The 23,225-nt window shown below is 66.9% G+C and carries 19 protein-coding genes; 3 read left to right on the top strand and 16 right to left on the bottom strand.

Features of this window, described 5'->3' with window-relative positions; translation table 11 throughout:
- Window positions 1–7 precede the first annotated feature (7 nt).
- The 3 genes from ACOYR3_RS09595 to ACOYR3_RS09585 all read right to left on the bottom strand — a co-directional run bounded on the left by ACOYR3_RS09595 (window position 8) and on the right by ACOYR3_RS09585 (window position 3,460).
- Window positions 8–883 (bottom strand): branched-chain amino acid ABC transporter permease, encoded by an 876-nt coding sequence (locus ACOYR3_RS09595; protein WP_422846208.1) that lies wholly within the window; start codon window positions 881–883, stop codon window positions 8–10.
- Between the two features lie 93 nt (window positions 884–976).
- Window positions 977–2,197, bottom strand: coding sequence for an ABC transporter substrate-binding protein (locus tag ACOYR3_RS09590; protein ID WP_422846207.1), 1,221 nt, complete (start codon window positions 2,195–2,197; stop codon window positions 977–979).
- A gap of 30 nt (window positions 2,198–2,227) precedes the next feature.
- On the bottom strand, window positions 2,228–3,460 hold the full coding sequence (locus tag ACOYR3_RS09585) for an amidohydrolase family protein (RefSeq protein ID WP_422846206.1): 1,233 nt from the start codon (window positions 3,458–3,460) through the stop codon (window positions 2,228–2,230).
- Window positions 3,461–3,707: 247 nt separating this feature from the next.
- On the opposite strand from ACOYR3_RS09585, the gene ACOYR3_RS09580 reads away from it, so the two are divergent.
- Window positions 3,708–4,721 (top strand): LysR substrate-binding domain-containing protein, encoded by a 1,014-nt coding sequence (locus tag ACOYR3_RS09580; protein WP_422846205.1) that lies wholly within the window; start codon window positions 3,708–3,710, stop codon window positions 4,719–4,721.
- A 156-nt stretch (window positions 4,722–4,877) separates the two neighbouring features.
- Here ACOYR3_RS09580 and ACOYR3_RS09575 read toward each other — a convergent pair whose 3' ends face one another.
- The 7 genes from ACOYR3_RS09575 to ACOYR3_RS09545 form a co-directional block, all read right to left on the bottom strand.
- Entirely contained in the window at window positions 4,878–5,627 is a 750-nt protein-coding gene (locus ACOYR3_RS09575) for an NYN domain-containing protein (protein WP_422846204.1), read from the bottom strand.
- Between the two features lie 163 nt (window positions 5,628–5,790).
- A complete protein-coding gene (locus ACOYR3_RS09570) occupies window positions 5,791–7,347 on the bottom strand; it encodes a malonate--CoA ligase (protein ID WP_422846203.1) in 1,557 nt (518 codons plus the stop codon).
- 65 nt (window positions 7,348–7,412) lie between these two features.
- A complete protein-coding gene (locus ACOYR3_RS09565) occupies window positions 7,413–8,222 on the bottom strand; it encodes an enoyl-CoA hydratase/isomerase family protein (protein WP_422846560.1) in 810 nt (269 codons plus the stop codon).
- 201 nt (window positions 8,223–8,423) lie between these two features.
- Window positions 8,424–9,425: a Bug family tripartite tricarboxylate transporter substrate binding protein gene (locus tag ACOYR3_RS09560; protein ID WP_422846202.1), complete on the bottom strand. Its 1,002-nt coding sequence runs from the start codon at window positions 9,423–9,425 to the stop codon at window positions 8,424–8,426.
- Between the two features lie 124 nt (window positions 9,426–9,549).
- Entirely contained in the window at window positions 9,550–11,037 is a 1,488-nt protein-coding gene (locus ACOYR3_RS09555) for a malonyl-CoA decarboxylase (protein WP_422846559.1), read from the bottom strand.
- Window positions 11,037–11,705 carry a GntR family transcriptional regulator gene (locus tag ACOYR3_RS09550; protein WP_422846201.1) on the bottom strand — a complete coding sequence of 223 codons (669 nt, stop codon included), beginning with the start codon at window positions 11,703–11,705 and terminating at the stop codon, window positions 11,037–11,039. The genes ACOYR3_RS09555 and ACOYR3_RS09550 overlap by 1 nt, the downstream gene beginning before the upstream one ends.
- 450 nt (window positions 11,706–12,155) lie before the next feature.
- Window positions 12,156–13,088 (bottom strand): LysR family transcriptional regulator, encoded by a 933-nt coding sequence (locus tag ACOYR3_RS09545; RefSeq protein WP_422846200.1) that lies wholly within the window; start codon window positions 13,086–13,088, stop codon window positions 12,156–12,158.
- An 81-nt stretch (window positions 13,089–13,169) separates the two neighbouring features.
- Here ACOYR3_RS09545 and ACOYR3_RS09540 point away from each other — a divergent pair, with 81 nt between their 5' ends.
- On the top strand, window positions 13,170–14,123 hold the full coding sequence (locus ACOYR3_RS09540) for a DMT family transporter (RefSeq protein WP_422846199.1): 954 nt from the start codon (window positions 13,170–13,172) through the stop codon (window positions 14,121–14,123).
- A 75-nt stretch (window positions 14,124–14,198) separates the two neighbouring features.
- On the opposite strand, the gene lgt is transcribed toward ACOYR3_RS09540, so the two are convergent.
- Together lgt and ilvD (ACOYR3_RS09530) are read right to left on the bottom strand one after the other, a co-directional pair.
- Complete coding sequence (gene lgt, locus ACOYR3_RS09535) at window positions 14,199–15,029, bottom strand: prolipoprotein diacylglyceryl transferase (protein WP_422846198.1); 831 nt, start codon at window positions 15,027–15,029, stop codon at window positions 14,199–14,201.
- A gap of 147 nt (window positions 15,030–15,176) precedes the next feature.
- Window positions 15,177–17,036 (bottom strand): dihydroxy-acid dehydratase, encoded by a 1,860-nt coding sequence (ilvD, locus tag ACOYR3_RS09530; RefSeq protein WP_422846197.1) that lies wholly within the window; start codon window positions 17,034–17,036, stop codon window positions 15,177–15,179.
- 248 nt (window positions 17,037–17,284) lie between these two features.
- On the opposite strand from ilvD (ACOYR3_RS09530), the gene ilvD (ACOYR3_RS09525) reads away from it, so the two are divergent.
- Window positions 17,285–18,988: a dihydroxy-acid dehydratase gene (ilvD, locus tag ACOYR3_RS09525; protein ID WP_422846196.1), complete on the top strand. Its 1,704-nt coding sequence runs from the start codon at window positions 17,285–17,287 to the stop codon at window positions 18,986–18,988.
- Window positions 18,989–19,110: 122 nt separating this feature from the next.
- Here the strand turns inward: ilvD (ACOYR3_RS09525) and ACOYR3_RS09520 are convergent, their stop codons facing one another.
- The 4 genes from ACOYR3_RS09520 to ACOYR3_RS09505 are packed head-to-tail and all read right to left on the bottom strand — an operon-like array spanning window position 19,111 to window position 23,048.
- The gene (locus ACOYR3_RS09520; RefSeq protein ID WP_422846195.1) at window positions 19,111–20,298 is read right to left on the bottom strand and encodes a YncE family protein; all 1,188 of its coding nucleotides are present in this window, start codon (window positions 20,296–20,298) and stop codon (window positions 19,111–19,113) included.
- Complete coding sequence (locus tag ACOYR3_RS09515; RefSeq protein WP_422846194.1) at window positions 20,295–21,059, bottom strand: ABC transporter ATP-binding protein; 765 nt, start codon at window positions 21,057–21,059, stop codon at window positions 20,295–20,297. The genes ACOYR3_RS09520 and ACOYR3_RS09515 overlap by 4 nt, the downstream gene beginning before the upstream one ends.
- A 24-nt stretch (window positions 21,060–21,083) precedes the next feature.
- Complete coding sequence (locus tag ACOYR3_RS09510) at window positions 21,084–21,914, bottom strand: ABC transporter permease (protein WP_422846193.1); 831 nt, start codon at window positions 21,912–21,914, stop codon at window positions 21,084–21,086.
- A gap of 15 nt (window positions 21,915–21,929) precedes the next feature.
- On the bottom strand, window positions 21,930–23,048 hold the full coding sequence (locus tag ACOYR3_RS09505; RefSeq protein WP_422846192.1) for a glycosyltransferase family 4 protein: 1,119 nt from the start codon (window positions 23,046–23,048) through the stop codon (window positions 21,930–21,932).
- Window positions 23,049–23,225 lie beyond the last annotated feature (177 nt).

Raw genomic sequence — 23,225 nt, 5'->3', positions numbered from 1 at the left:
GGACTCCTTACCGCACCAGTTGCACGCGGCCCATGATGCCCGCCGGGCGCACCAGCAGCACCAGCGCCAGTACTGCAAACGACAGCACCAGCTTGTACGACGGGCCCATCAGCGGCACCGCCAGCTCTTGCGCCACGCACAGCAGCAGCGCGCCCAGCACCGCGCCCACCGGGCTGCCAATGCCGCCCAGCACCATGGCCGCAAACGCGGGAATCAAACTCTCCCACCCCATCTCGGGGCTGACCACGGCCTTCATGCCCAGCAACACGCCGCCCAGCGACGACAACGCCCCCACCAGCAGCCACAGGCTCAGCATCAGCCCCCCAGCGCGGATGCCGCTGGCGCGTGCCAGGTCCGCACTGTCGGCCACGGCGCGCAACTGGCGGCCAAAGCTGGTGCGGTAGATCAGCACAAACACCACCAGCAGACACGCTGCCGCCACGGCCGCAATCGCCAGATCAGTGGGCAAGATGCGAATGCCGCCGAAGTTCCAGGCGCGCACCAGGGGCAAATCAAAGGTGCGCTGGTCGTGCCCGGCAAAAAAGCCGATCAGGCTGCGCAGCAAAAAGCCGAGACCAATGGCCGCCAGCATGGACGACACCATGGGCCGCCCGGCCAGCTTGCGAAAAATCAGCTGGTATGAGCCCGCCGACACCGCTGCAGTGGCCGCCATGCTGATGAGCGCCGCCGCCCACAACGGCCAGCCGCCCAGCAACTGCACGGCCACTGCCGCATAGGCCCCCGTGGTCATCATGTCGCCCGCAGCGGCGTTCGGAAACCGGTTGACGCCCATCACCAGGGTCATGGCCAGGGCGGGCAATGCCACCACCAAGCCTTCGATCAATCCATTGATCAGCAGGTTTACAAAATCGATCCAGGTCATTGCGTCATTCCGTCATCCCATGCACATCTACGCTGCGCAGTCCTCAAAAACAAAGGCCCGGCGCCCTCCCCTGCGGCGCGCCGGGCACGTTGATTACATCGTGATAGACACCACGTCGCGCCGCACCAGTTGGCCCTTTTCGATGACGAACACGCCAAAGTCCGGCGTCACATCGCCCGCCTTGTCAAAGTCCAGCTTGCTCGATGCGCCTTCGTAGTTCACCTTGGCCTTCTTGGCCAGTTGCGCCTTGCCTTCGGCAAAGGTGAAGACGGCTGTGCCGGGCGCGTTGGAGACATCGCGCATCTTGGCGTTGATCTGCTCCACCGTGGCCTTGGGGCCTGCGGCTTCCATGGCCAGGGCCAGCGAGATCACCATGTCATACGCCATGGCGGCATAGATGTTGGTGGAGGCAGCCTTGCCCGTGGCCTTGGTGAAGGCCGCGTCAAACTGGGCATACGAAGCGCTCTTTTCGTTGGACACGGTGTCCACCGAAATGATGCCCTCGCACACCTCAGCGCCCAGCGCCTTCACCAGATCGGGGTTGGCAGCCCAGCCGGGGATGATCCACTTGGTATCCGCACCCGACTGGAACCACTCGCGCAGGATGATGGTGGTGTCGGGCAGGTACGAGCCCATCACGATCACATCGGGCTTGGCGGCCAGAATCTTCTGCAGCTCGCTGCGGTAGCTGGGGCGGCTGGGTTCGTACGTGACGTGCGCTGCCACCTTGCCACCGCGCTTTTCCCAGGCCTTGGTAAAGCCTTCCACATTGCCCAGGCCCGATGCGTTGTTGAACGCCATGGTGGCCGGGCGCTTGAAGCCCCGCTTGGTGCAGATCTCGGCAAACGCCGCGCCAAAGCGGTCGTTGGTGGCCTGAAAGCGCCAGACCAGGTCTTTGGTGTCCAGCGTAGAGATGGTGGGCGCGCCCGACACGTTCATCTGGATGATGCCCGCCGCATCGGTCAGCGGCATCACCGCCAGCGTCACGCCCGATGCCCAGGTGCCCAGCACGGCCTGCACCTTGTTCACTTCGATCAGCTTCTTGGCGGCCAGCACGGCGGCGTCGGGCTTGGTCTGGTCGTCTTCGGTGTACAGCTCCAGCTTGCGGCCACCTGCGCCGCCAGCGGCGTTGACCTCGTCCACCGCCATGCGAATGGCCTGCTGCATGCCGGGGCCGTAAGGGCTGCCTGCGCCGGTGATGGGCGTGAGCGAGCCGATGCGGAACACATCGCCCTGCTGGCTGAAGCCGATGGAGGGAAGGAGCTGCAGAGCCGCTGCGGCGCCGCCGAGCTTGACGAAATTTCTACGTTGCATGGTGATCTCCGGTCAGGTCAGGGTTGGAATTCAGAGGGTGTTCTTGACGAAGGCGCCGTCCTTGACGATGGCGCGGATGTGCTCGCCCTGGCCCAGCAGGCAGGCGATGTCGGCGAGCGGGTCGCCATCGACCAGCAGCAGGTCGGCAATGGCGCCGACCGTGACTTCGCCCAGCTGGCCTTGCTGGCCCAGAATCTCCGCGCCAATCAGCGTGGCCTGCTGCAGCACCGGGCCGTTGCCCAGAATCTCGGCACGCAGGCGCAGCTCGTCAGACTGCAGGTAATGCGTTTCGGCCAGCAGGTCGCTGCCCAGGCCCATCTTCACGCCCGCCTTGGCCAAAATCTTGATGGCCTCTTTGCCCTGCCCGCGCACGCTGTCAATCTTGGCGACGGACGCAGCGGGCAGGCCATAGCGCTCGCCCTCGTTGGCCAGGCCTTCGTAAGTGATGAGCGTGGGCACCATGAAGGCACCCAGCTCGGCCATCAGCTCGGCCGTGGGCGCATCCACCAGATTGCCGTGCTCAATGGTGCGCACACCGCAGCGCACAGCGCGGGCAATGGCGCGCGGCGTGTAGGCGTGGGCCATCACATAGGTGTTGGCGTTGGAGGCCTCTTCCACAATGGCGCGCAGCTCGGCTTCGGAGTAGCCCAGGTTGCCAATCGGGTCGTTGGGCGATGCCACACCGCCCGAGGCCATCACCTTGATCTGCGTGGCGCCCTTCAGGATTTCTTCGCGCACCGCCAGGCGGCAGGCGTCCACCCCGTCCACCACGCGGCCAATGTTGCCCAGCTTGTACGCGCACGAGCACACATCCAGGTCATCGTTGCGTTGGCGAAAGTCCGCATGCCCACCGGTTTGCGACAGCGCCTTGCCCGCGGGGAAGATGCGCGGCCCCTGCACCAGCCCTGTGCGCACCGCCTCGGCCAGAGACCAATCGGCACCGCCCGCATCGCGCACGGTGGTAAAGCCCCGCTCCAGCATGCCCTTCATGATGGGCAGCGAACGCAGCATGGTGAACACATTGGGCATCTTGGCCACCGTGCCCAGGTTGAACGACGAGGCCACCACATGCACATGGCAATCGATCAGGCCGGGCATCAGCGTCATGCCCTTGGCGTCGAAGGTGGTGGTGCCCTCGGGCACCTGCAGGTCGGCACCCACCGCAGCAATGCGCCCGTCCTGCACCAGAACGGACAGGCCCGTGCGCAAAGTCAGGGCATGCACATCCAGAACGCGGCTGTTTTCAATCAACAAAGTGGTCATGAGCAAGGTCAAGAAGGTGGCTAGAACGCGGTGGAGGACTTCCGAAATACTCATGGCCCACAAAGTGCAAGCCACGGGTTTCAGGGGTTAATGTCATGGCTTCAAACTGGTGCAACGCACCATCCCTCAGAGGTAAATCCATGACATCGATATGTCACAAGATGCATTTATCAGGCCAATCGCCCTTGGCCGCAACGCCTAAAATCTCACCCACCCATGATCAGCACTCATACCGAGGGATAACCCTATGCGCCGCCTCTGCCCCACGATTTCAGAGTTGAACGCCTTTCACTCTGCCGCCAAGCACCTCGCTTTCACTATGGCCGCGCGCGAGCTGTGCGTGACGCAAAGCGCCATCAGCCGCCACATTGCGGCGCTGGAGGACTACCTGGGCCAGAAGCTGTTCATCCGCAAGGCCACGGGGCTGGAGCTGACCGAGGCGGGCGCCACCTACCTCAACGCCACCCGCCCCGCCATGGCCGCGCTGGAATCGGCCACGGCCCAGCTCATGTCCTATGGGGGCGATGGCGGCTCGCTCAACCTGTCGGTGCCGCCCACGTTTGCGGCGCAGTGGCTCTTTCCGCGCCTGGGGCACTTCAAGCGCACGCTGCCGCAGGTGTCGCTGAACTTTGTGCGCTACCAGCACGCGCACGACTTTGCGACGCCGCACGAATTCGACGCCGCCATCCAGTACGGCTACGGCAACTGGCCCAGCGCCAACGCGCGCTACCTGATTGGCAAAGAAACCAGCATCGTCTGCAGCCCCCAACTGCGCGATGCCCTGCCCCTGCGCACCCCGCAAGACCTGCTGCGCGCCACGCTGCTGCAACACATCGAAGTGCCCTTGGCCTGGCAAGACTGGATGGAGGCGAACGGGCTGGACACCAGCGCCAGCCGCTTCGGGCCGGGCTTCAACCTCTACTCGCTCATCATCCGCGCCGCGGTTTCAGGCTTTGGCGTGGGCATCGTGCCCACCTGCCTGGTGGAAGACGAACTGGCAGCAGGCTCTCTGGTCGAGCCCCTGAAAGACCGCTTTGACAGCCCGCTGGGCTACTACCTGTGCGCGCCCACGGCCCGTACCAACTTATCGGTATACCGGCTGGTGGCGGGGTGGCTGGAGCATTGCTGCAACCATACAGAAGGGGCTGCTGCGCCCGCGACTGCTGAGGCTGGGGCGGTCTGTATTTTTTGCGCGCCGCAGCAAGGTTCCAATGGGTCAACCACAACAGAAGCAACTGCAACCGCCACTGCAGCAGGCTGACTAGACGAGTGTGACTACGGCCAGAATATGCGGCGGGGGCTGCGCGCTTTACACGAACAACCGCTTGCACAGGTCGTGCAGCAGGCGCACTCAGTTAACCGACAAGTTAGGCGGCGCCGTGGTCAGAGTTAGGCGGCGCCGTGGTCAGCAGGTGAGTCACTTGCGACGTATTCCAGAGTCACGTAGATAGACCGCCGACCCCTCACGGACTTCCATATCAAAAAGTTCGGTTGCGGCAATCAGCTTCCCAAATGTCGCGTATCCGTAGTTACGAGGATCAATGGAAGCTTGATTCTTTACCACTTTCACAATCTCCCCGAGATAAGACCAGCCGTCTTCCTGAAGGCAAGACTGCGTTGCATCCCGCAGCAGACGGGCCAACCTAGTGTCCATTCTGAGTTCGTTGCGCGTCTTTCGAATGGCCGCGTCAAGGGGAGTCTGCTGGTCCGGCAGATTTTCAAGAGTAGTCGCTCCGAGTTGCTCCAGAAACAGAAATTTTGAGCAAGCATTGACAAACGGCTCAGGCGCCTTCTTCTCACCGAATCCAAAAACCCGGTGCCCATTGGCGAGCAGTCGCATGACTAAGGGAGTGAAATCAGCATCGCTTGAAACGATGCCGAAGCTATCGATGCGCTCCGAGTACATCAGATCCATGGCATCGATCGTCATAGCCATATCCGTAGCGTTTTTTCCTTTGGCGTAGTCGAACTGCTGAATTGGTCTGATCGCGTACTCATGTAGCTGCTTCTCCCAGCTTACGAGGTGAGGGCTCTTCCAATTCCCGTAGGCGCGACGAATGTTCGCGACGCCATAAGTTGAGACTTCAGCTAACACCTTATCGATGCGGCTGGCTGGGGAATTGTCTGCATCGATAAGCAGGGCAATTCGGTGATCCTCAAGGGCCATAAAAATCCTTGTCGAGAGTAAAGGTGCGCCAGTGCTGCTTACGCTGAAAGTAAGCACGCTCAATCACAGAAGTGAAGAGTCTCATGTTCAGCCGACATGAGCCATCACACGCAATCGGGCTCGCACGCGCAGGCCTGCAGGCGGCCACAAGACCCGCCTCCACCTATTGCACAAACAACCCCTTGTACTGCTCCCGCAGCAGAGTCTTCTGTACCTTCCCCATCGTATTGCGCGGCAACTCAGCCACCACAAAACACTTCTTCGGAATCTTGAAGTTGGCCAGTTGCGACTTGAGCTGGGCCACGATGGCATCCGCATCCAGCTTGGCGCCGGGCTTGGCGATGACCACGGCCACGCCCACTTCGCCAAAGTCGGGGTGGGGCACGCCCACCAAGGCGCTTTCGGCTACGCCGGGCATGTCGTTGATGTAGCCCTCGATCTCTGCGGGGTAAACGTTGTAGCCGCCGCTGATGATGAGGTCTTTGCTGCGGCCCACGATGTGGACGTAACCGCGTTCATCGACCTTGCCTACGTCGCCGGTCTTGAAGTAGCCGTCTTTGGTGAACTCTTCGGCCGTCTTCTCTGGCATGCGCCAGTAGCCCTTGAACACGTTGGGACCCTTGACCTGGATGCCGCCGATCTCGCCCACGGGCAGGTCTTTGCCGTCGTCGCCCTGCACGCGCAAGCTCACGCCCGGCAGGGGGAAGCCCACGGTGCCGCCACGCCGTTCGTCCTGACCTTGGTAGCGCTGGTCCGCGCTGTAGGGGTTGCTGGTGAGCATGATGGTTTCGCTCATGCCATAGCGCTCCAGAATGGTGTGGCCGGTGCGTTGCTGCCATTCCTTGAAAGTCTCGATGAGCAGTGGCGCAGAGCCTGCAATGAACAGGCGCATGTTCTTCACCGCCTGCTTGTTCAAGCCGGGCTCGGCCAGCATGCGCACGTACAGCGTGGGCACGCCCATGAACACTGTTGCGCGCGGCATGGCGGCGATGACGGCCTTGGGGTCGAACTTGGCCATCCAGATCATCTTGCTGCCGTTGATGAGCGCGCCGTGGATGGCGACAAACAGGCCGTGCACGTGGAAGATGGGCAAGGCGTGAATCAACACATCGCCCTTCTTCCACCCCCAGTAGTCCTTGAGCATCACCGCGTTGCTGAGCATGTTGCCGTGCGTGAGCATGGCGCCCTTGCTGCGGCCGGTGGTGCCGCTGGTGTAGAGGATGGCGGCCAGGTCGTCGGCGCTGCGGGGCACGGCCTGGTGCGTGTCGCTGTGGTGGGCGGCGCGCTCCAGCAGGCTGCCGGTGCGGTCGTCGCCCAGGGTGAACACATGCTGCGTGCCCAGGGTGAAGGCCAGCTTGGACACCCAGCCAAAGTTGCCGGGGCTGCACACTACCACGGCGGGCTCGGCGTTGCCGATGAAGTATTCGATTTCGGCGCTCTGGTACGCCGTATTGAGCGGCAGGAACACGTAGCCGGCGCGCAGCGTGGCCAGGTACAGCGCCATGGCTTCGACAGACTTTTCCACCTGCACGGCAATGCGGCTGCCTTCGGGCAGCTTGAGCGATGCGAGCAAGTTGGCGATGCGGGCGCTGGCGCGGTCCAGGTCACGCCAGGTGTAGTACAGCGGCGTGCCGTCGGCGGCCGTGGTCTCCACGGCGGTGCTGTCCAGGTCTGCAGGAAAGGCTGCGCGCAATGCGCTGAAGAGGTTTTGCTGGCTCATGGCGTGAGGTGAGGGGCAGTGGGTTCAACAAGGAAAACAATCAAAGGAGCGGCCGCACCGGCGCTTCAGAACACGGGCGCACGCTTTTGCAGGAAGGCGTTGATGCCCTCGCGGTGTTCGGCGCTGGGCGCATAGGCGTAGGGGTCGGTGGCCGCCGCATAGGATGCTATATTTTTAATAGCTTCTTGCGCTTGCCCAGCAAGCGCTGGAGGCACTTTCAATGCCCGAAGCGTCTGCTTGTTCATGCGGGCGGCCTGGGGCGCCAGTGCCGCAAGGCGGGCGGCGCAGCCTTGGGCCTCGGCGGCCACTTGGTCGTCGGGCACGACCCGGCTCAGAAAGCCGCGGGCCAGCATGTCGGGGGCGTTGAAGGTGGCGGCTTCCAGCAGCATCTGGCGGGCAATGACCTCGCCGACCGCGCCGGCCACCAATTGCGCCTCGCGCGGGGCCATGGGGAAGCCGAGCTTGGCAATGGGTGCGCCAAAACGCGCCCCCTGCCCCGCAATGCGGATGTCGCAGCAACTGGCAATCTCCACCCCCGCGCCCATGCAGGCCCCGCTGATCTGGGCCACGATGGGCACGTCGCACTGGAGCATGGCGCTCAGCCCGCCCCACACATCGTTCTCGTGGAAATCGCGCAGGCCTTCCACGTCGAAGCGGAAGCCGGGGTACTCCGAGATATCGCCCCCGGCGCAGAAGGCCCCGCCCTCGCCCGCGATGACCACGCAGCGCGCATCGCTGCGGTGCTGGATGCCCTCAAACACCGCCCGCAACTGCCGCCACATGGGCCGCGACATGGCGTTCAGCCGCCCCGCGTGGCGCAGGGTGACATGCACCACGCCGCCCTCGCCAGCATTCATCAACACTTCACCCGACATCTTGGTATCCATTCCGTCCTGCACTGCTCGACACTTGCCGCCCTCGAAACCCGCACGGCCCCATCGCCGGCGCCACCGTGGAACTGGCTTTGCCAGGCCACGGGTGGCATCCCCCTGCAGGGGGAAGGCGCGAAGCGCAGGCGGCGCGAATAAGTCCGGCGCGCTCGGGCATAGTGGGTTTTATTCGCACCGTCTCGGGGGTTAGTCCAATTTGGCGCCCGACGCCTTCACCACCGCCGCCCAGCGCTTGACCTCGCTGCTGACCATGGCCGCAAATTGCTGCTGGGTCATGCCGCCGAACTCGGCTCCGTTGCTGGCCCAGATGGTCTTGAGCTCCTCGGCCGTGCCCAGCTTGCGAACCTCGTCCACGATCCGTGCCTGCACATCGGCGGGCGTGCCCTTGGGCGCCCACAGGCCGTACCAGGTGGTGACGGTGTAGTCGGGCAGCCCGACTTCGGCCGCGCAGGGCACGTCCGGAAAGGCCGGGTTGCGCTTGCTGCCGGACACCATCATCGCCTTCACGCGCCCGGCCTTGATGTGCGCGGCCGACGAGCCCAGGCCGTCGAACATCATGTCCACCTGGCCGCCGATCAGGTCTTGCAGCGCCGGGCCCGCCCCGCGGTAGGGAATGTGCGTGATGAAGGTGCCCGTCTGCTGCTTGAACAACTCGCCCGCCAGGTGGTGCGAGGTGCCCGCGCCCGCCGAGCCGTAGTTGAGCTTGGCCGGGTTGCGCTTCACGAAGTCCATGAACTGCTGGAAGTTGCTGGCCGGCACGTTCCTGGGGTTGACCACCACCACCTGCGGCACGTTGGCCAGCAGGTACAGGGGGACAAAATCCCGCTCCAGGTCGTAGTCCAGCTTGGGGTACATCGACGGCGCAATGGCGTGGTGCACGGCCCCCATGAAGAGGGTGTAGCCGTCCGGCGCGGCCTTGGACGCAAAGCTGGCTCCCACCGTGCCGCCGGCGCCGCCGCGGTTGTCGATCACCAGCGTCTTGCCGGTGGCCTTGGAGAACTGTGCCGCCAGGGGCCGCGCAAAGGCGTCGGTTCCGCCGCCGGCCGGAAACGGCACCACCAGATTGACCGGCTTGGTGGGCCAGGCAGAGGCCTGCGCCTGGGCGGGGCCGGCGGCCCAGCCCAGGCTGGCGCCGGCAGCGCCCAGCAGCACCGTGCGGCGACGCATCTGCGTGAGGTGTTCTTTCATTCCTTGTCTCCTGTCGTCGTTGTAAAAAAAGGAAATCGGGCGGCAACCCTGCCGAAGGCATGCCCCAGGGGTACCCGCCGGCATTGTCGCTGCCCCGCCGGACCAAAAGACCACGGCGGACGCATCATCCCCGGCACAGGCTCTCGATCTCGCCCGACATGGGCACCTTGCCCTGCGCCAGCAGGCTGCGGTGCTTGTCCAGGCGCTTGAGGTCGTACAGATAGTTCACCATCAGGCCATACGATTGTTTCAGGCCCTTGGCGGACGGATCGCCGCCCCAGTTCAGCCGCTCCACGCGGGCGCCGTTGCCCAGGTGGAAACGGGCCACGGGGTCGGCAGGCTTGCCATCGGGCAGCTCGCGGCCCAGGTAGTAGGCCGCGCACTCCAGCAGCACCTGCCGCACGGGCGACCGGGCATCGAGCTCCGCGGCCTTGTCCAGCGCGGCCAGCAAATGGGTGGCCTGCGGCGGCTCAAAGCCCACGGCGCGGCCCAGCTCGGCGCGGCGCTTGTCGTCCAGCCGCTCCAGCATGGCGCCCGCGTGCTTGCCCAGCCAGGGCCGGAGGCCGGGAATGGGCGAGAGCGTGGCAAACGTGCGCAGGCGCGGGAACTCGGCCGTGAGCGTCTCCACCACGTGCTTGATGAGCGAATCGCCAAAGCTCACGCCGCGCAGTCCGGTCTGCGTGTTGCTGATGGAATAGAAGATGGCCGTGGTGGCCCGCGAGATGTCCACGGGCGCGGCGGATTCGTCCAGCAGCGGCGTGATGCTGGACGACATCTTGTCCAGCAGCGCCACCTCCACGAAGATCAGCGGCTCGCCCGGCAGGCGGGGGTGGAAGAAGCCGTAGCAGCGGCGGTCGCTGTCCAGGCGGTTCTTCAAATCGGCCCAGCTGCGGATGTCGTGCACCGCCTCGTACTTGATGAGCTTTTCCAGCAAGGATGCGGGGGAGTCCCAGGACAGGCGGCGAAGCTCCAGGAACGCCACGTCGAACCAGGTCGAGAACAGGTGCTCCAGCTCGGCGTCCAGCGGCAGCAGGCGCTTGTCGCCCTTGAGCTGCGGCAGCAGCTCGGCGCGCAGGTCTACCAGGAAGCGCATGCCCTGCGGAAACACGGCGAAGCGCTGCAACAGCCGGGTGCGCGGCGACACCAGCGCGCGGCGCAGGCTGATCTCGGCCTGGCCCTCTTCCTCGGTGCCGGCGGCGGCCTCGTAGCGGGCGCGGGCCGACTTGAAGCGCGAGGCGTCGGGCGCGAACTGCTCGCACATCAGCAGCCACATGTCGCGCCGCTCCTCCGGCTCGGCCTTGGCGTACCAGTCGGCCACGGCCTGCGCACGGCGACCGCCTTCGATCTCGCTGACCTGCGGCGCCACCACCTCCTGCAGATCGGCCAGCAGGCGGCGCAACGCGCGCGGAGACAGCGCCTCCTGCCCGCGGCGCAGCGTGGCCTGCAGGCGCTCGTGGGTGCCGCGCGGCTGGGGCGTCTTGGGCACCACGTCGGTGACGGTCTTGTCGAGCACGGCACGGGCCGGCTTGTCGGCGGCCTTGGTGTCCGCGGCGGGCGCGGCGGTGCGCAGGCGGGACACGCTGCGGGCGATCCACTCGGGGGTGCTGTTCATCATGGTGAGAGCCTCGATTGCTGGTTGCGGGCAATGTCGCGCAGCGCATCGCGCTGGCGCAAAAGGTGGTTGCGCATGGCCTCTTCGGCGGCATCGCAATCGCGCGCCTTCAGGGCCGCAAACACGGCCAGGTGCTCCGCCAGGCTTTGCTGCAGGCGGCCCGGCACGTGCAGGGTCTGCGCCCGCGCCAGGCGCAGGATCTTGCGCAGATCGCCGATCACCTGCGCCAGCCAGCGGTTGTCAGCCAGGGTGATAAGCGCCTCGTGGATGGCGTAGTTGGCCTCGTAGTAGTCGGTGATGCGGCCCTGCTGGGCGCATTCCTGCAGGCGCTGGTGCAGCGCCGTGAGCGCCGCCACGTCCGCCGCGCTGGCGTTGCGCGTGGCCTCGTGGGCGGCGCGGCCTTCCAGCAACGCAATCACCGGAAAAATCTCGTCCAGGTCCCGCTCGGTCACCTCGGCCACAAAGCAGCCGCGGCGCGGCTCGTGGCGCAGCAGGCCTTCGGCCACCAGCACCTTCAGCGCTTCCCGCAGGGGCGTGCGCGAAATCGACAGCCGTTCGCACAGCGCCCCCTCGTCCAGGAAGCTGCCCGGCGGCAGCGCGCCCGCGAAGATCTGCTCGCGCAGCCGCGCGGCCGCTTCGTCATGCAAAGAGTTAGGAACGGGGCGCATGGGCAGCAGAGGCAATCAAGGTGAGCGGCACGCCGCGGCGACAAGCCAGGCCAAAGCGTGGGCGGCGGCCCCAGCGCCCGCAACGCGGAGCCCTCCCTGCCGACACGGCTGTAGAGCAGCCACCCCGGCAAGACACGCCCCGCCGCGCGCACGATTTGCAGCCATCGGCACGCAACCTGCCGTCTTTCCATGGGGTGAGTGCGTGAACTTGCATAATTTTCTGTAATTATGGGCAGCACGGCCGCAAAAGGCCAGCATCCCGCGATCGCGTACGAAACTCAGGGGCAAAAGCGCGCCAACGGCTCCCCGATTGCGGCATAAAAGCGACAGCGAACGGCCGGGAGCAGGCCGCGCGAAGGCGAACGAACCCTGGGGAACAAGCAACGCGAAGGGCTAACGAACCTGCGTGCCCCCCTGCCGCACTCCCCCGCCCCGTGCGCGCGAGGGGTTCTAGCTCTTCAACTGCGCAAGCCCCTGCACCACGTGGTCGATCCACGCCCGGGTCTTTGCGGCCAGGAAGCGGTTGGGCGGGTACAGGAGCCAGGCCGTCCCGGCGTAGCTGGTGCGGTGCTCCCAGTCCGGCAGGACCTCCACCAAGGCGCCGCTGTGCAGCGCAGCCTGGGCGGTAAAGCCGGGCAGGCTGGCGATGCCCAGGTGGGCCAGCGCCGCCTCCAGCCGCAGCTCACTATGGTTGGCCACGTAGCGGCCGTGCACGGTAACGGTGGCGGCCTCCGGTCCGCGCACAAAACGCCAGTGCCGGTCGCGCTCGTCTTCGCCCAGGTAGATGCAGGCGTGCCCGGCCAAGTCGCGCGGGTGGGCGGGGTGGCCGTGGGCCGCCAGGTACGCCGGGCTGGCGCAGATGCGGTGGCGCACCGTGGCCACCGGCCGGCCGGCCAAGCCGGGCGGGGGCGCGTCGGTGATGCGCAGGGCCAGGTCGATGCCCTCCTCCCACAGGTCCACCACGCGGTCTGTCACCACCAGCTGCACATCCACCGCCGGGTACTGCGCCAGGAACGACAGCACCAGCGGGTGCACCACCTGGCGCCCCACGGCCTTGGGCACGCTCATGCGCACCAGGCCGGATGGCGCGCCCGTGTGCGTGTCGCACAGCGCCCAGACCTCGCGCGCGGCGGCCACCAGCGCCTGGCAGCGGCCGTAGGCGGCGGTGCCGGCTTCCGTCAGCCGTACCTTGCGGGTGGTGCGCTCCAGCAGGCGCACACGCAATGCGCCCTCCAGCCGCGCCACCTGCCGGCTGACGGCCGAGGGCGTGGTGCCCAGCTGCCGCGCCGCGGCGGAAAACCCGCCCGCCTCCACCACGCGGGCAAACACGGCCATGTCGTTCAGGCTGTCCAGCGGGTTTGTGACGGATTGATTGGTGCTCATGTGGAACAGATGTTGTGCACAGGCAGAGATTATCAATTTTTGCGCACAGGCCAACAATGCAGGGCTTTCAAGGAAATCCCCATGACCCAGCCCACGGCCTCCCTCGCCTCACCTGACACACCCTCTTCTGTGGCCGCCTTTGCCGCGCGCTGGGCGGACGCCGCCCTGCTGCTGGTGGCCGTGGTGTGGGGCACCAGCTATGGCGTGGCGAAGGGGGCGCTGGAGTTCTACCCGGTGCTGGGCTTCCTGGCCGTGCGCTTCGGGCTCACGCTGGCGCTGCTGCTGCCGGCGTGGTGGCGCGCCAGCCCGGCACAGCGCCGCGGTGCGCTGCGTACGGGGCTGCCGCTGGGGCTGCTGCTGCTGGGCATCTTTTTGTGCGAGACCTGGGGTCTGGCGCACACGCAGGCCAGCCATGCCGCTTTTCTCATCAGCCTGTGCGTGGTGTTCACGCCGCTGGCCGAATGGGCCCTGCTGCGCCAGCGCCCCGCGCCGGCCATGCTGGGGTTTGCCGCGGTGTCGCTGCTGGGCGCCGCGCTGCTCAGCGGCGGCGTGCCGGGCCTTGGCGATGGCGGCGGGGCCTGGGGCTGGGGCGATGCGCTGGTCCTGGCCGCCGCGGTGCTGCGCGCCATCACGGTGTGCGCCACCACGCGCCTCACCCGCGGCGGCGGCGACAGCGCGGCGCCGGTGATGGCGCTCACGGCGGTGCAGGCTGCCGTTGTCGGCGCGGGGGCGCTGGGGCTGGCGCTGGCCCTGCCCGGCGGGCTGCCGCAGCTGCCGCGCGAGCCCCAGTTCTGGTGGGCCAGCCTGTACCTGGTGCTGGGCTGCACGGTGTTTGCGTTCGGGGTGCAGAACTGGGCGCTGCGCCACAGCTCGCCCACCCGCGTGGGCCTGCTGATGGGCAGCGAGCCGGTGTTTGGGGCGCTGTTTGCGGTGGCCTGGTTGGGGGAAACCCTCAGCCCCACGGGCTGGGTGGGCGGCGCACTGATCGTGGCAGCCGCGCTGCTGACCGTGCGGCGGCGGACAGCTTCGCGCTGAAGCAGAACGCTATCAATTTTATAGCTTCCAGCGCTTACCCATCAAGCGCCAGAGGCCATTTTTACCAATAATCCCTCAAGCGGGCACGCGCCGCGCTGCCGGGGGCTGCCGCTGCGCCCACAGCCACAGCGCGATGCCGCCCACGATCATCGGCAGGCACAGCCACTGGCCCATGCTCATGCCCAGCGACAAGATGCCGAGGAAGGCGTCGGGCTCGCGGAAGTACTCGGCAATGAAGCGGAACACGCCGTAGCCAAACAGGAACGCCGCCGCCACCTGGCCCTGCCGGCGCTCCTTGCGCGCATACAGCCACAGCAGAATGAACAACAGCAGCCCTTCCATCAGGAACTGGTAGACCTGCGAAGGATGGCGCGGCTGCAGCGAGCCGCTGTGCGCAAACACCATGCCCCAGGGCAGGTCGGGGCTGGCAAAGCGGCCCCACAGCTCCCCGTTGATGAAGTTGCCCACACGCCCGGCCGCCAGGCCGGTGGGCACGCAGGGCGCCACGAAGTCCGCCACCTGCAGCCAGGGCCGCTGGCGCGAGCGGGCAAACCAGATCATCGCCACGATCACGCCCAGCAAGCCGCCGTGAAACGACATGCCGCCCTGCCACACCGCGAAGATCTCCAACGGATGGCTAAGGTAGTAGCCCGGCTTGTAGAACAGGCAGTAGCCCAGGCGCCCCCCGGCCACCACCCCGGCCACGCCCAGGAAGAGGATGTCCTCCACGTCCTTGCGCGACCACGCGGCAGAGCCGGTCAGGGAGGCAAACGGCTCGTGGCGCAGGCGCAGGTTGCCCAGCAGCATGAACAGGCCAAAGGCCGCGAGATAGGTCAGCCCGTACCAGTGGATGGCCAGCGGGCCGATCTGAAGGGCGACGGGGTCGATATGAGGATAGGTCAGCATGGTGGCCGGTATTGTGCCTGCCCTGGATTCGCCCCCGCCGGTGTGCGGCCACCCCGGCCGCCGCCCCGGGGCGGCGTAAAAAAAGCCGCGCGGGCAGCGCGGCTTGCGGGGGGACGCAGCTTGCGCAGCGCGCGCGCCGCGGCCCGCTCAGTCGTCGAGCAGCGACAGGTCGCGCACCGCGCCCTTGTCGGCCGACATCACCAGCTTGGCATACGCCTTGAGCGCGGCCGACACCTTGCGGGGCCGCGGCATGGCGGGTTTCCAGCCCTTGGCGCTTTGCTCCGCGCGGCGGCGGGCCAGTTCCGCGTCATCCACCAGCACGTTGATGGTGCGGTTGGGGATGTCGATGCGGATGCGGTCTCCGTCGCGCACCAGGCCGATGGCTCCGCCCGCTGCCGCCTCGGGCGAGCAGTGGCCGATCGACAGGCCCGAGGTACCGCCCGAAAAACGGCCGTCGGTGAGCAACGCGCAGGCCTTGCCCAGGCCCTTGGACTTGAGGTAGCTGGTGGGGTAGAGCATCTCCTGCATGCCGGGGCCGCCCTTGGGGCCTTCGTAGCGCACGATGACCACGTCGCCGGCCTGGACCTTGCCTTCCAGGATGTGCTCCACCGCCTCGTCCTGGCTTTCGGTGACATGGGCCGAGCCCTCGAACACCAGGATGCTGTCGTCCACCCCGGCGGTCTTCACCACGCAGCCGTCCAGCGCGATGTTGCCCGTCAGCACGGCCAGGCCGCCCTCCTTGGAGAAGGCGTGCTCGTACGAGCGGATGCAGCCCTCGGCGCGGTCCAGGTCCAGGCTGGGCCAGCGCGTGTTCTGGCTGAACGCCACCTGCGTCGGCACGCCGGCGGGGCCTGCCATGTAGAAGGTGCGCACGGCCTCGTCCTGCGTGCGGGTGATGTCCCACTGCGCCAGCGCGTCGCCCAGCGTGGGCGCGTGCACCGTGGGCACATCGGTGTGCAGCTTGCCGGCGCGCTCCAGCTCGCCCAGGATGGCCATGATGCCGCCGGCGCGGTGCACGTCCTCGATGTGGTACTTGTTGGTATTGGGCGCCACCTTGCACAGCTGCGGCACGGCGCGCGAGAGGCGGTCGATGTCGGCCATGGTGAAGTCGATCCCGGCTTCGCGTGCAACGGCCAGCAGGTGCAGGATGGTGTTGGTGGAGCCGCCCATGGCGATGTCCAGCGTCATCGCGTTCTCGAAGGCCTTGAAGCCCACGGAGCGCGGGAGGATGCGCTCGTCGTCCTGCTCGTAGTACTGGCGGGCCAGCTCCACGATGCGGCGGCCGGCGCGCTTGAAGAGCTGTTCGCGGTCGGCATGCGTGGCCACCACCGTGCCATTGCCGGGCAGGGACAGGCCCAGCGCCTCAGTCAGGCAGTTCATGGAGTTGGCGGTGAACATGCCCGAGCACGAGCCGCAGGTGGGGCAGGCCGAGCGCTCCACCTCGGCCACGTCGGCGTCGGAATAGGCCTGGTCCGCGGCGATCACCATCGCGTCCACCAGGTCAAGCTTCTTGAACTCGATGGTCTTGGTGACGGGGTTGGCCAGCCGGGTCTTGCCCGCTTCCATGGGCCCGCCGGAGACGAAGATCACCGGGATGTTCAGGCGCATGGCGGCCATCAGCATGCCGGGGGTGATCTTGTCGCAGTTGGAGATGCAGACCATCGCATCGGCGCAATGGGCGTTGACCATGTACTCGACCGAGTCCGCGATGATGTCGCGGCTGGGCAGCGAATACAGCATGCCGTCATGGCCCATGGCGATGCCGTCGTCGACGGCAATGGTGTTGAACTCCTTGGCCACGCCGCCCGCGGCCTCGATCTCGCGCGCGACGAGCTGGCCCAGGTCCTTCAGGTGCACGTGGCCGGGCACGAACTGCGTGAACGAGTTGACCACGGCGATGATGGGCTTGGAAAAATCGTCGTCCTTCATGCCGGTGGCGCGCCACAGCGAGCGGGCGCCGGCCATGTTGCGTCCGGCGGTGGAAGTCTTGGAACGGTATGCGGGCATCGTGGAGAGAAAAGAAGGATTGAGGGAGGAAGAGGAGGAAAACGATCGAATCGCAGAAGGGGAGCGGGCCGCGCCGTAGCAGCCCCGTGCGCGCCCGTGCGACGCGCAACCTCTTGAGCCGCGCCCTGGGCAAACCCTGCAATTATGGCCGACGCATCCCAGGGCCTGCAGCGCCTTGCGTATTCCCACCGATGGACAGCGCCGCCGCCCCGGCGGACACTGCGGCATCCCCCACAGGAGTACCGCCAATGACCGACCCGACGCGCCCGCCCCTCGCCATCAACCGCCGCAGCGCCCACATCACCGAGGGCAAGAGCCGCGCGCCCAACCGCTCCATGTTCTACGGCATGGGCTACCAGGAAGGCGACTTCGCCAAGCCCATGGTGGGCGTGGCCAACGGCCACAGCACCATCACGCCGTGCAACAGCGGCCTGCAGAAGCTGGCCGATGCCGCCATCGCCGGCATCGAGGAAGCGGGCGGCAACGCCCAGGTGTTCGGCACGCCCACCATTTCGGACGGCATGGCCATGGGCACCGAAGGCATGAAATACAGCCTGGTGAGCCGCGAGGTCATCAGCGACTGCATCGAGACCTGCGTGCAAGGCCAGTGGATGGACGGCGTGGTCGTCATCGGCGGCTGCGACAAGAACATGCCCGGCGGCCTGATGGGCATGCTGCGCGCCAACGTGCCCGCGATCTATGTCTATGGCGGCACGATCCTGCCCGGCCACTACCAGGGCCGCGACCTGAACATCGTGAGCGTGTTCGAGGCGGTGGGCGAGAACGCCGCCGGCAAGCTGAGCGACCACGATCTGCACGAAATCGAGAAACGCGCCATTCCGGGCACGGGCTCGTGCGGCGGCATGTACACCGCGAACACCATGAGCAGCGCGTTCGAGGCGCTGGGCATCAGCCTGCCCTACTCCTCCACCATGGCCAACCCGCACGACGAGAAGATGAACTCCGCCCGTGCGTCGGCCCAGGTGCTGATCGAGGCGATCAAGAAGGACCTGAAGCCCCGCGACATCGTGACCCGCAAGTCCATCGAGAACGCCGTGGCCGTGATAATGGCTACCGGCGGCTCCACCAACGCGGTGCTGCACTTCCTGGCCATCGCGCATGCGGCCGGCGTGGACTGGACCATCGACGACTTCGAGCGCATCCGCCAGAAGACCCCCGTGCTCTGCGACCTCAAGCCCAGCGGCAAGTACCTGGCCGTGGACCTGCACCGCGCGGGCGGCATCCCGCAGGTGATGAAGATCCTGCTGAACGCCGGCCTGCTGCACGGCGACTGCATCACCATCACCGGCAAGACGGTGGCCGAAGTGCTCCAGGACGTGCCCGCCGAGCCCCGCGCAGACCAGGACGTCATCCGCCCCATCGGCAACCCGATGTACGCGCAGGGCCACCTGGCCATTCTCAAGGGCAACCTCAGCCCCGAGGGCGCGGTGGCCAAGATCACCGGGCTCAAGAACCCCGTCATCACCGGCCCGGCGCGCGTGTTCGACGACGAGCAATCGGCCCTGCAGGCCATCCTGGACGGCAAGATCAAGGCCGGCGACGTGATGGTGCTGCGCTACCTGGGTCCCAAGGGCGGCCCCGGCATGCCCGAGATGCTGGCCCCCACCGGCGCCCTCATCGGTGCAGGGCTTGGCGAAAGCGTGGGCCTCATCACCGACGGGCGCTTCTCCGGGGGCACCTGGGGCATGGTGGTGGGGCACGTGGCCCCGGAAGCCGCCGCAGGCGGCACCATTGCCTTTGTGCAAGAGGGCGACAGCATCACCATCGACGCGCTCCAGCTCAAGCTGGAGCTGAACGTGCCAGCGGCCGAGATCGCCCGGCGCCGCGAAGGCTGGACGCCACCGCCCCCGCGCTACACCCGCGGCGTGCAGGCCAAGTTTTCCTTCAACGCGGCCAGCGCCAGCCGGGGCGCCGTGCTGGACGCGTACTGAAGAAGCGCGGCACGGCCCGCGCCAGGGCAGGCTCAGCACAATGGCACGGACGTGCGGCCTGCGCGGCCTCTCCGTGATTGCGGGGCCGGCTCACGGCCTCCCCGGGGCCGCAACCCCGGTGCTCAGGGCTTGCCGCGCCCCGCGTACCGCCGCATCCAGCGGCCGGCCAGCGCCCTGAGCGGCGCGGTCACACGCCAGGACCAGCTGGAACGCATCTGCTCCAGCTCCTTGCGGACGGCGGCGGTCACTGCGGCCTCCCGGGCCGCCACGCCACGTGCCAGACGCAGGATGGTGGTGCGTGCCGGGTCGGTCGGCGGGCAACCGCCCACCGCTGCGGGCTGCGCCCGCGCCACCAGCGGGTCGGCATCAAAAAACGCCAGGGGCTGCACCGCGCAGGTGGTGACCACCACACCCCACGGCTCATGCACGTCGATGCCCTTGGGCCCGCCTTCGCGCGGGTTGTAGTGGCCCTGCTGGAAAGCGCCGTCCTCCAGCACGCGCACCAGATCGTCCGGCGACGCGCCGCCGACCCAGCCCTGGGCGGGCCGGAAAAAAACGGCAAAGTGGGGCGCCCCCGCATCCGCCACCAGCAACATCCGCCCGTCGGCAAGAAAGCACAGCCCGTGGGGATAGGTCACCCCCTCCAGCTGGGCCGCAGGCGCCCGGCCCGCCGCAAGCAACTCGTCGTTCCGGTACAGCGCCACGGCATGCTGGTCGTGGTTGCTGATGGCCACCCAGTCGCCCCGGGCGTCCACGGCCACGCCGTCGGGCAGGTCCAGGCCTTGCTGCATGAACACCTGCGCGTCCAGATGGGCCAGGCCGGCCCGCGCATCCAGCAGGTGGTGGGTCACGTAGTTTGAAAAGCCGTTGCAGACCCACAGTTCCACCAGCCCGGCCCCCAGGTCCCGCGCGCACAGGCTGCCAGGCGTGCTCACCAGCTCCGTCTCGCGCTTGCTGATGACGGCGATCGGCTGGAGATGGCACACCGAAGTCAGCCCGTCGGGCGCGGGAACACCGAAGATCGACACCATGCCCTCCCGGTTGGCGACGGCCAGCCGATCGTTGCCGATCCAGCTCACCCCGTGCGGGCGCTGCAGGCTGTCCGAGGCGATCTCCACGGCGTCCGTCAGGAACAGGGTCTTGCGGCCCTCGACGGTCCGGCAGTCGACGCCGACCACCAGCAAGCGGTCCAGCGTGATGGCGGCAAGCGCCAGCCGGCGCCCGTCGGGGGACCAGGCGACGTCTTCGGTGCGCCCCATGGAGGCGATGGCTTGCTGCACTTCGGCAGGTCCTGCGGACATCAGCCTCATGGCGTCACTCCTTGCTGCGCGTTGTGGAACGCCAACGCGTCCTCCACGCTACCGTCGAACACCACACGGCCTTCCTTCAAGACCAGCGCGCGGTTGCAAAAGCTCCTGAGAATGAGTTCGTTGTGCGAGGCAAGCACCAGGATGGAGACCTTTTCAATCAGGCCGTTGATGCGCCCTTGTGCCTGGCTGAAGAACTTGGCATCGCCCGCGCCAATCATCTCGTCCATCAGCAGAATGTCGGGCACGACGCTGGTGGACACCGCAAACGCGAGCCGCAGCAACATGCCCTGCGAGTAGGTCCGGACCGGCAGCTGGAGATGCTCGCCCAGTTGCGTGAAGGACTCCACCGACGGGATCAACTCCATCGCCTGCCGGCGCGTGAGGCCCATCACGATGCCCCTCATGATGATGTTGTCGTAGCCCGTGGCGTCGGCATCCATGCCGAGCATGATGTCCGTGAGGGCCGCGATCTTCCCCTGGAAGCTGCACTCCCCCTGCATGGGCTCGTACACGCCGGACAGCACGCGCAGCAGGGTCGTCTTGCCGGCCCCGTTCGCCCCCACCAGTCCGACCCGGTCGCCGGGATTCAGCTGCAGGCTTACATCGCGCAGGGCATGCACGCTGACCCGCCGCAGGCCGCTGGCCTCCACACGCGCCTTCTCACGCTGCGGCAACCCCAGCATGGTGTTGAGCAAACCACGCGACCGTGACGTGAACACGGGAAAATCGATGGAGACTTGGTGCAACCGGATGTGTGCCATGGTGGTCTGCGGCCTTTGGCCGTGTCACAGCCAGTACACGATCCGCCGCCGGACCATGACGTACTGGAAAAAGAACACCACGCCCAGCACCGCGACCACGCCGGCCGCCGCGAGCCATGCCTGCGGGTCCGGCGCCGTGCCCATCAAGGGGTCGCGCACCAGGTCCAGAAACAGCGCCAGCGGGTTCAGGCGCACCACCCAGCGGGCCCGCTCGGTCAACTCGTCGGGCACCCACAGCACGGGCGTGACAAAGAAGCTCAGCTGCATCAGGCTGCCCATGGCAACGGTCACGTCCCTGAAGCGCGTGGCCAGCGCGCCCACGATGGCGACGGCGAAACTGGCGGCCAGCAAGGTGAGCGCCATGGCGCCCAGGAAGGCCCCCCAGTGCACGGCCCCCAGCCGCCCGGACCACCACAGCACGGCCAGCACGATCACCGCGCTGTGCAGCATCAGCACCGTGCAGCGGAACACGGTGCGAAAGACGAACGCCGTCTTGGGGTAGGACATCTGCTTGAGGAAAGCGTCCGAGCCGGTGTAGGTGAGACACCCTTCATTGAGCAGCGCGCTGAAATACCCGAACAACACGTGCCCGGCGCAGAAATACGGCAGGTACCAACCGGCCGGGTACTTGAACAGCTGGGCGCCAATCAGGCCGAACGCCACGATGAAAAGGGCCGTGTTCACGGTGATCCACACGGGACCCAGGAACGTCTGCCGGTACCGCTTGGCCACATCGTTCCACCCCATGAAGCACCAGAAGCGCCACGCCGCCAGGGCGCTGGCGATGTCCCGCGCGAGCAGCCGAACCTGGTGCCCAAAGGCACCGGCGGGCGCAGGAAGGACCGGGTTTGCCATGGCAGCCCCCGCCCGTCAGAGAACCGACTCGTAGACCTGCGCGGTCTTTTCCGCGCACGCCTGCCAGGTGAAGCTGCGCACGCGCTCGCGGCCCCGGGCCGCCAATTGGTGCGCGAGCGCCGGCTGTTCCACGATCCGCGCCATGGCCTGCGCCATGTCGTCGGTGCGCAGCGGGTCAAACAGCAACGCCGCATCGCCAGCCACCTCGGGAATGGACGTGGCATGGGAGGCGGCCACCGGCACGCCGGCCGCAAAGCCCTCCAGCACCGGCAGTCCGAACCCTTCGTGGAGCGAAGGAAACACCAGCGCGGTCGCGCTCTTCACCAACACCCGCAGGTCGGCGTCGGGCAAGTGGCGCAGCCAGCGGACGTTGGGGAGGCTTCCGTCGGCAAACCGCGCCACCACATCCTCGCAGCCCCAGCCGGGCTTGCCCACGACCAGCAGCGGAAACTCGCGCTGCAAAGGCAGCGGCAGGCTGCTGTGCGCCGTCAGCAGCCGGTCGATGTTCTTGCGCGGCTGCAGCGTGCCGACACTGACGAAATAGCGCTCTGGCAGCGCGTGCCGCGCGCGCACGGCGGCGGTCTGCGCTGCGTCCATCGGATCAAACCACGACGGCCCCACGCCCAGCGGAATGGCAGTGATGCGCTCCACCGGCACGCGGAAATGCTCGGCAATCTCTTGCCGGGAATAGTCTGAAATGGTGATGATGCGCTGCGCCCAGAACGCCGTCCGGCGCCACATCTCGTTCTTCAGAGTCTTGAAGCGGTACCGGATCCACTCCGGATGGGCCAGCGGTATCGCGTCGAAAAAAGTGGCGACCACGGGAATGCCCCTCATCCGTGGCACCAGGTGATCGGTGGCATGCACCAGATCGATCCCCTCCCCCAGCGCACGGCGCATCTCCCGGAAGCTGCCGCCAGGCCAGTTGGATATGAGGGCCTGCGTGCCAAACCGCCCAGCAGCCACTGCGGGATCCGCACCCGTCCACAGGCTCGCCGGACCGAACACGTAAGGCTGCAGCTGCACGGCCTGCGGCATGGCCGCCATCAACTCCCGGGTGTAGGTCCCGATGCCATCCACGCCGCCCTGCTGCACGGAGCGCGCAAGCACGCTGACCCCAAACGCCACCTTCATTCACATACTCCCTTGACCCACTGGTGCTTTGTAAAACCGCGCTGCCTCTGCCGCGGTGGCCGCCCTGCCCGGGCGTTCAGCACGTCAATGGACCATGGCGCAAACAGCGCTCCTGCCAGCGCTTACTCCCGCTTACGTTAGTTACCCACCGGGGTGTCCGGTGCTCGCGGAAGGATC

Source organism: Acidovorax sp. M2(2025) (assembly GCF_049330835.1).
In the GTDB taxonomy this organism is placed as follows: Bacteria; Pseudomonadota; Gammaproteobacteria; order Burkholderiales; family Burkholderiaceae_C; genus Acidovorax.
The sequence above is the reverse complement of the archived record's forward strand: the minus strand, read 5'-3'. Positions and strand labels throughout refer to the sequence as shown.

Excerpts from the sequence above, each read along its gene's own strand:
- ACOYR3_RS09595 (WP_422846208.1), bottom strand. The coding sequence starts at position 883 with ATGACCTGGATCGATTTTGTAAACCTGCTGATCAATGGATTGATCGAA.
- ACOYR3_RS09590 (WP_422846207.1), bottom strand. The coding sequence starts at position 2,197 with ATGCAACGTAGAAATTTCGTCAAGCTCGGCGGCGCCGCAGCGGCTCTG.
- ACOYR3_RS09585 (WP_422846206.1), bottom strand. The coding sequence starts at position 3,460 with ATGACCACTTTGTTGATTGAAAACAGCCGCGTTCTGGATGTGCATGCC.
- ACOYR3_RS09580 (WP_422846205.1), top strand. The coding sequence starts at position 3,708 with ATGCGCCGCCTCTGCCCCACGATTTCAGAGTTGAACGCCTTTCACTCT.
- ACOYR3_RS09575 (WP_422846204.1), bottom strand. The coding sequence starts at position 5,627 with ATGGCCCTTGAGGATCACCGAATTGCCCTGCTTATCGATGCAGACAAT.
- ACOYR3_RS09570 (WP_422846203.1), bottom strand. The coding sequence starts at position 7,347 with ATGAGCCAGCAAAACCTCTTCAGCGCATTGCGCGCAGCCTTTCCTGCA.
- ACOYR3_RS09565 (WP_422846560.1), bottom strand. The coding sequence starts at position 8,222 with ATGTCGGGTGAAGTGTTGATGAATGCTGGCGAGGGCGGCGTGGTGCAT.
- ACOYR3_RS09560 (WP_422846202.1), bottom strand. The coding sequence starts at position 9,425 with ATGAAAGAACACCTCACGCAGATGCGTCGCCGCACGGTGCTGCTGGGC.
- ACOYR3_RS09555 (WP_422846559.1), bottom strand. The coding sequence starts at position 11,037 with ATGAACAGCACCCCCGAGTGGATCGCCCGCAGCGTGTCCCGCCTGCGC.
- ACOYR3_RS09550 (WP_422846201.1), bottom strand. The coding sequence starts at position 11,705 with ATGCGCCCCGTTCCTAACTCTTTGCATGACGAAGCGGCCGCGCGGCTG.
- ACOYR3_RS09545 (WP_422846200.1), bottom strand. The coding sequence starts at position 13,088 with ATGAGCACCAATCAATCCGTCACAAACCCGCTGGACAGCCTGAACGAC.
- ACOYR3_RS09540 (WP_422846199.1), top strand. The coding sequence starts at position 13,170 with ATGACCCAGCCCACGGCCTCCCTCGCCTCACCTGACACACCCTCTTCT.
- lgt (WP_422846198.1), bottom strand. The coding sequence starts at position 15,029 with ATGCTGACCTATCCTCATATCGACCCCGTCGCCCTTCAGATCGGCCCG.
- ilvD (WP_422846197.1), bottom strand. The coding sequence starts at position 17,036 with ATGCCCGCATACCGTTCCAAGACTTCCACCGCCGGACGCAACATGGCC.
- ilvD (WP_422846196.1), top strand. The coding sequence starts at position 17,285 with ATGACCGACCCGACGCGCCCGCCCCTCGCCATCAACCGCCGCAGCGCC.
- ACOYR3_RS09520 (WP_422846195.1), bottom strand. The coding sequence starts at position 20,298 with ATGAGGCTGATGTCCGCAGGACCTGCCGAAGTGCAGCAAGCCATCGCC.
- ACOYR3_RS09515 (WP_422846194.1), bottom strand. The coding sequence starts at position 21,059 with ATGGCACACATCCGGTTGCACCAAGTCTCCATCGATTTTCCCGTGTTC.
- ACOYR3_RS09510 (WP_422846193.1), bottom strand. The coding sequence starts at position 21,914 with ATGGCAAACCCGGTCCTTCCTGCGCCCGCCGGTGCCTTTGGGCACCAG.
- ACOYR3_RS09505 (WP_422846192.1), bottom strand. The coding sequence starts at position 23,048 with ATGAAGGTGGCGTTTGGGGTCAGCGTGCTTGCGCGCTCCGTGCAGCAG.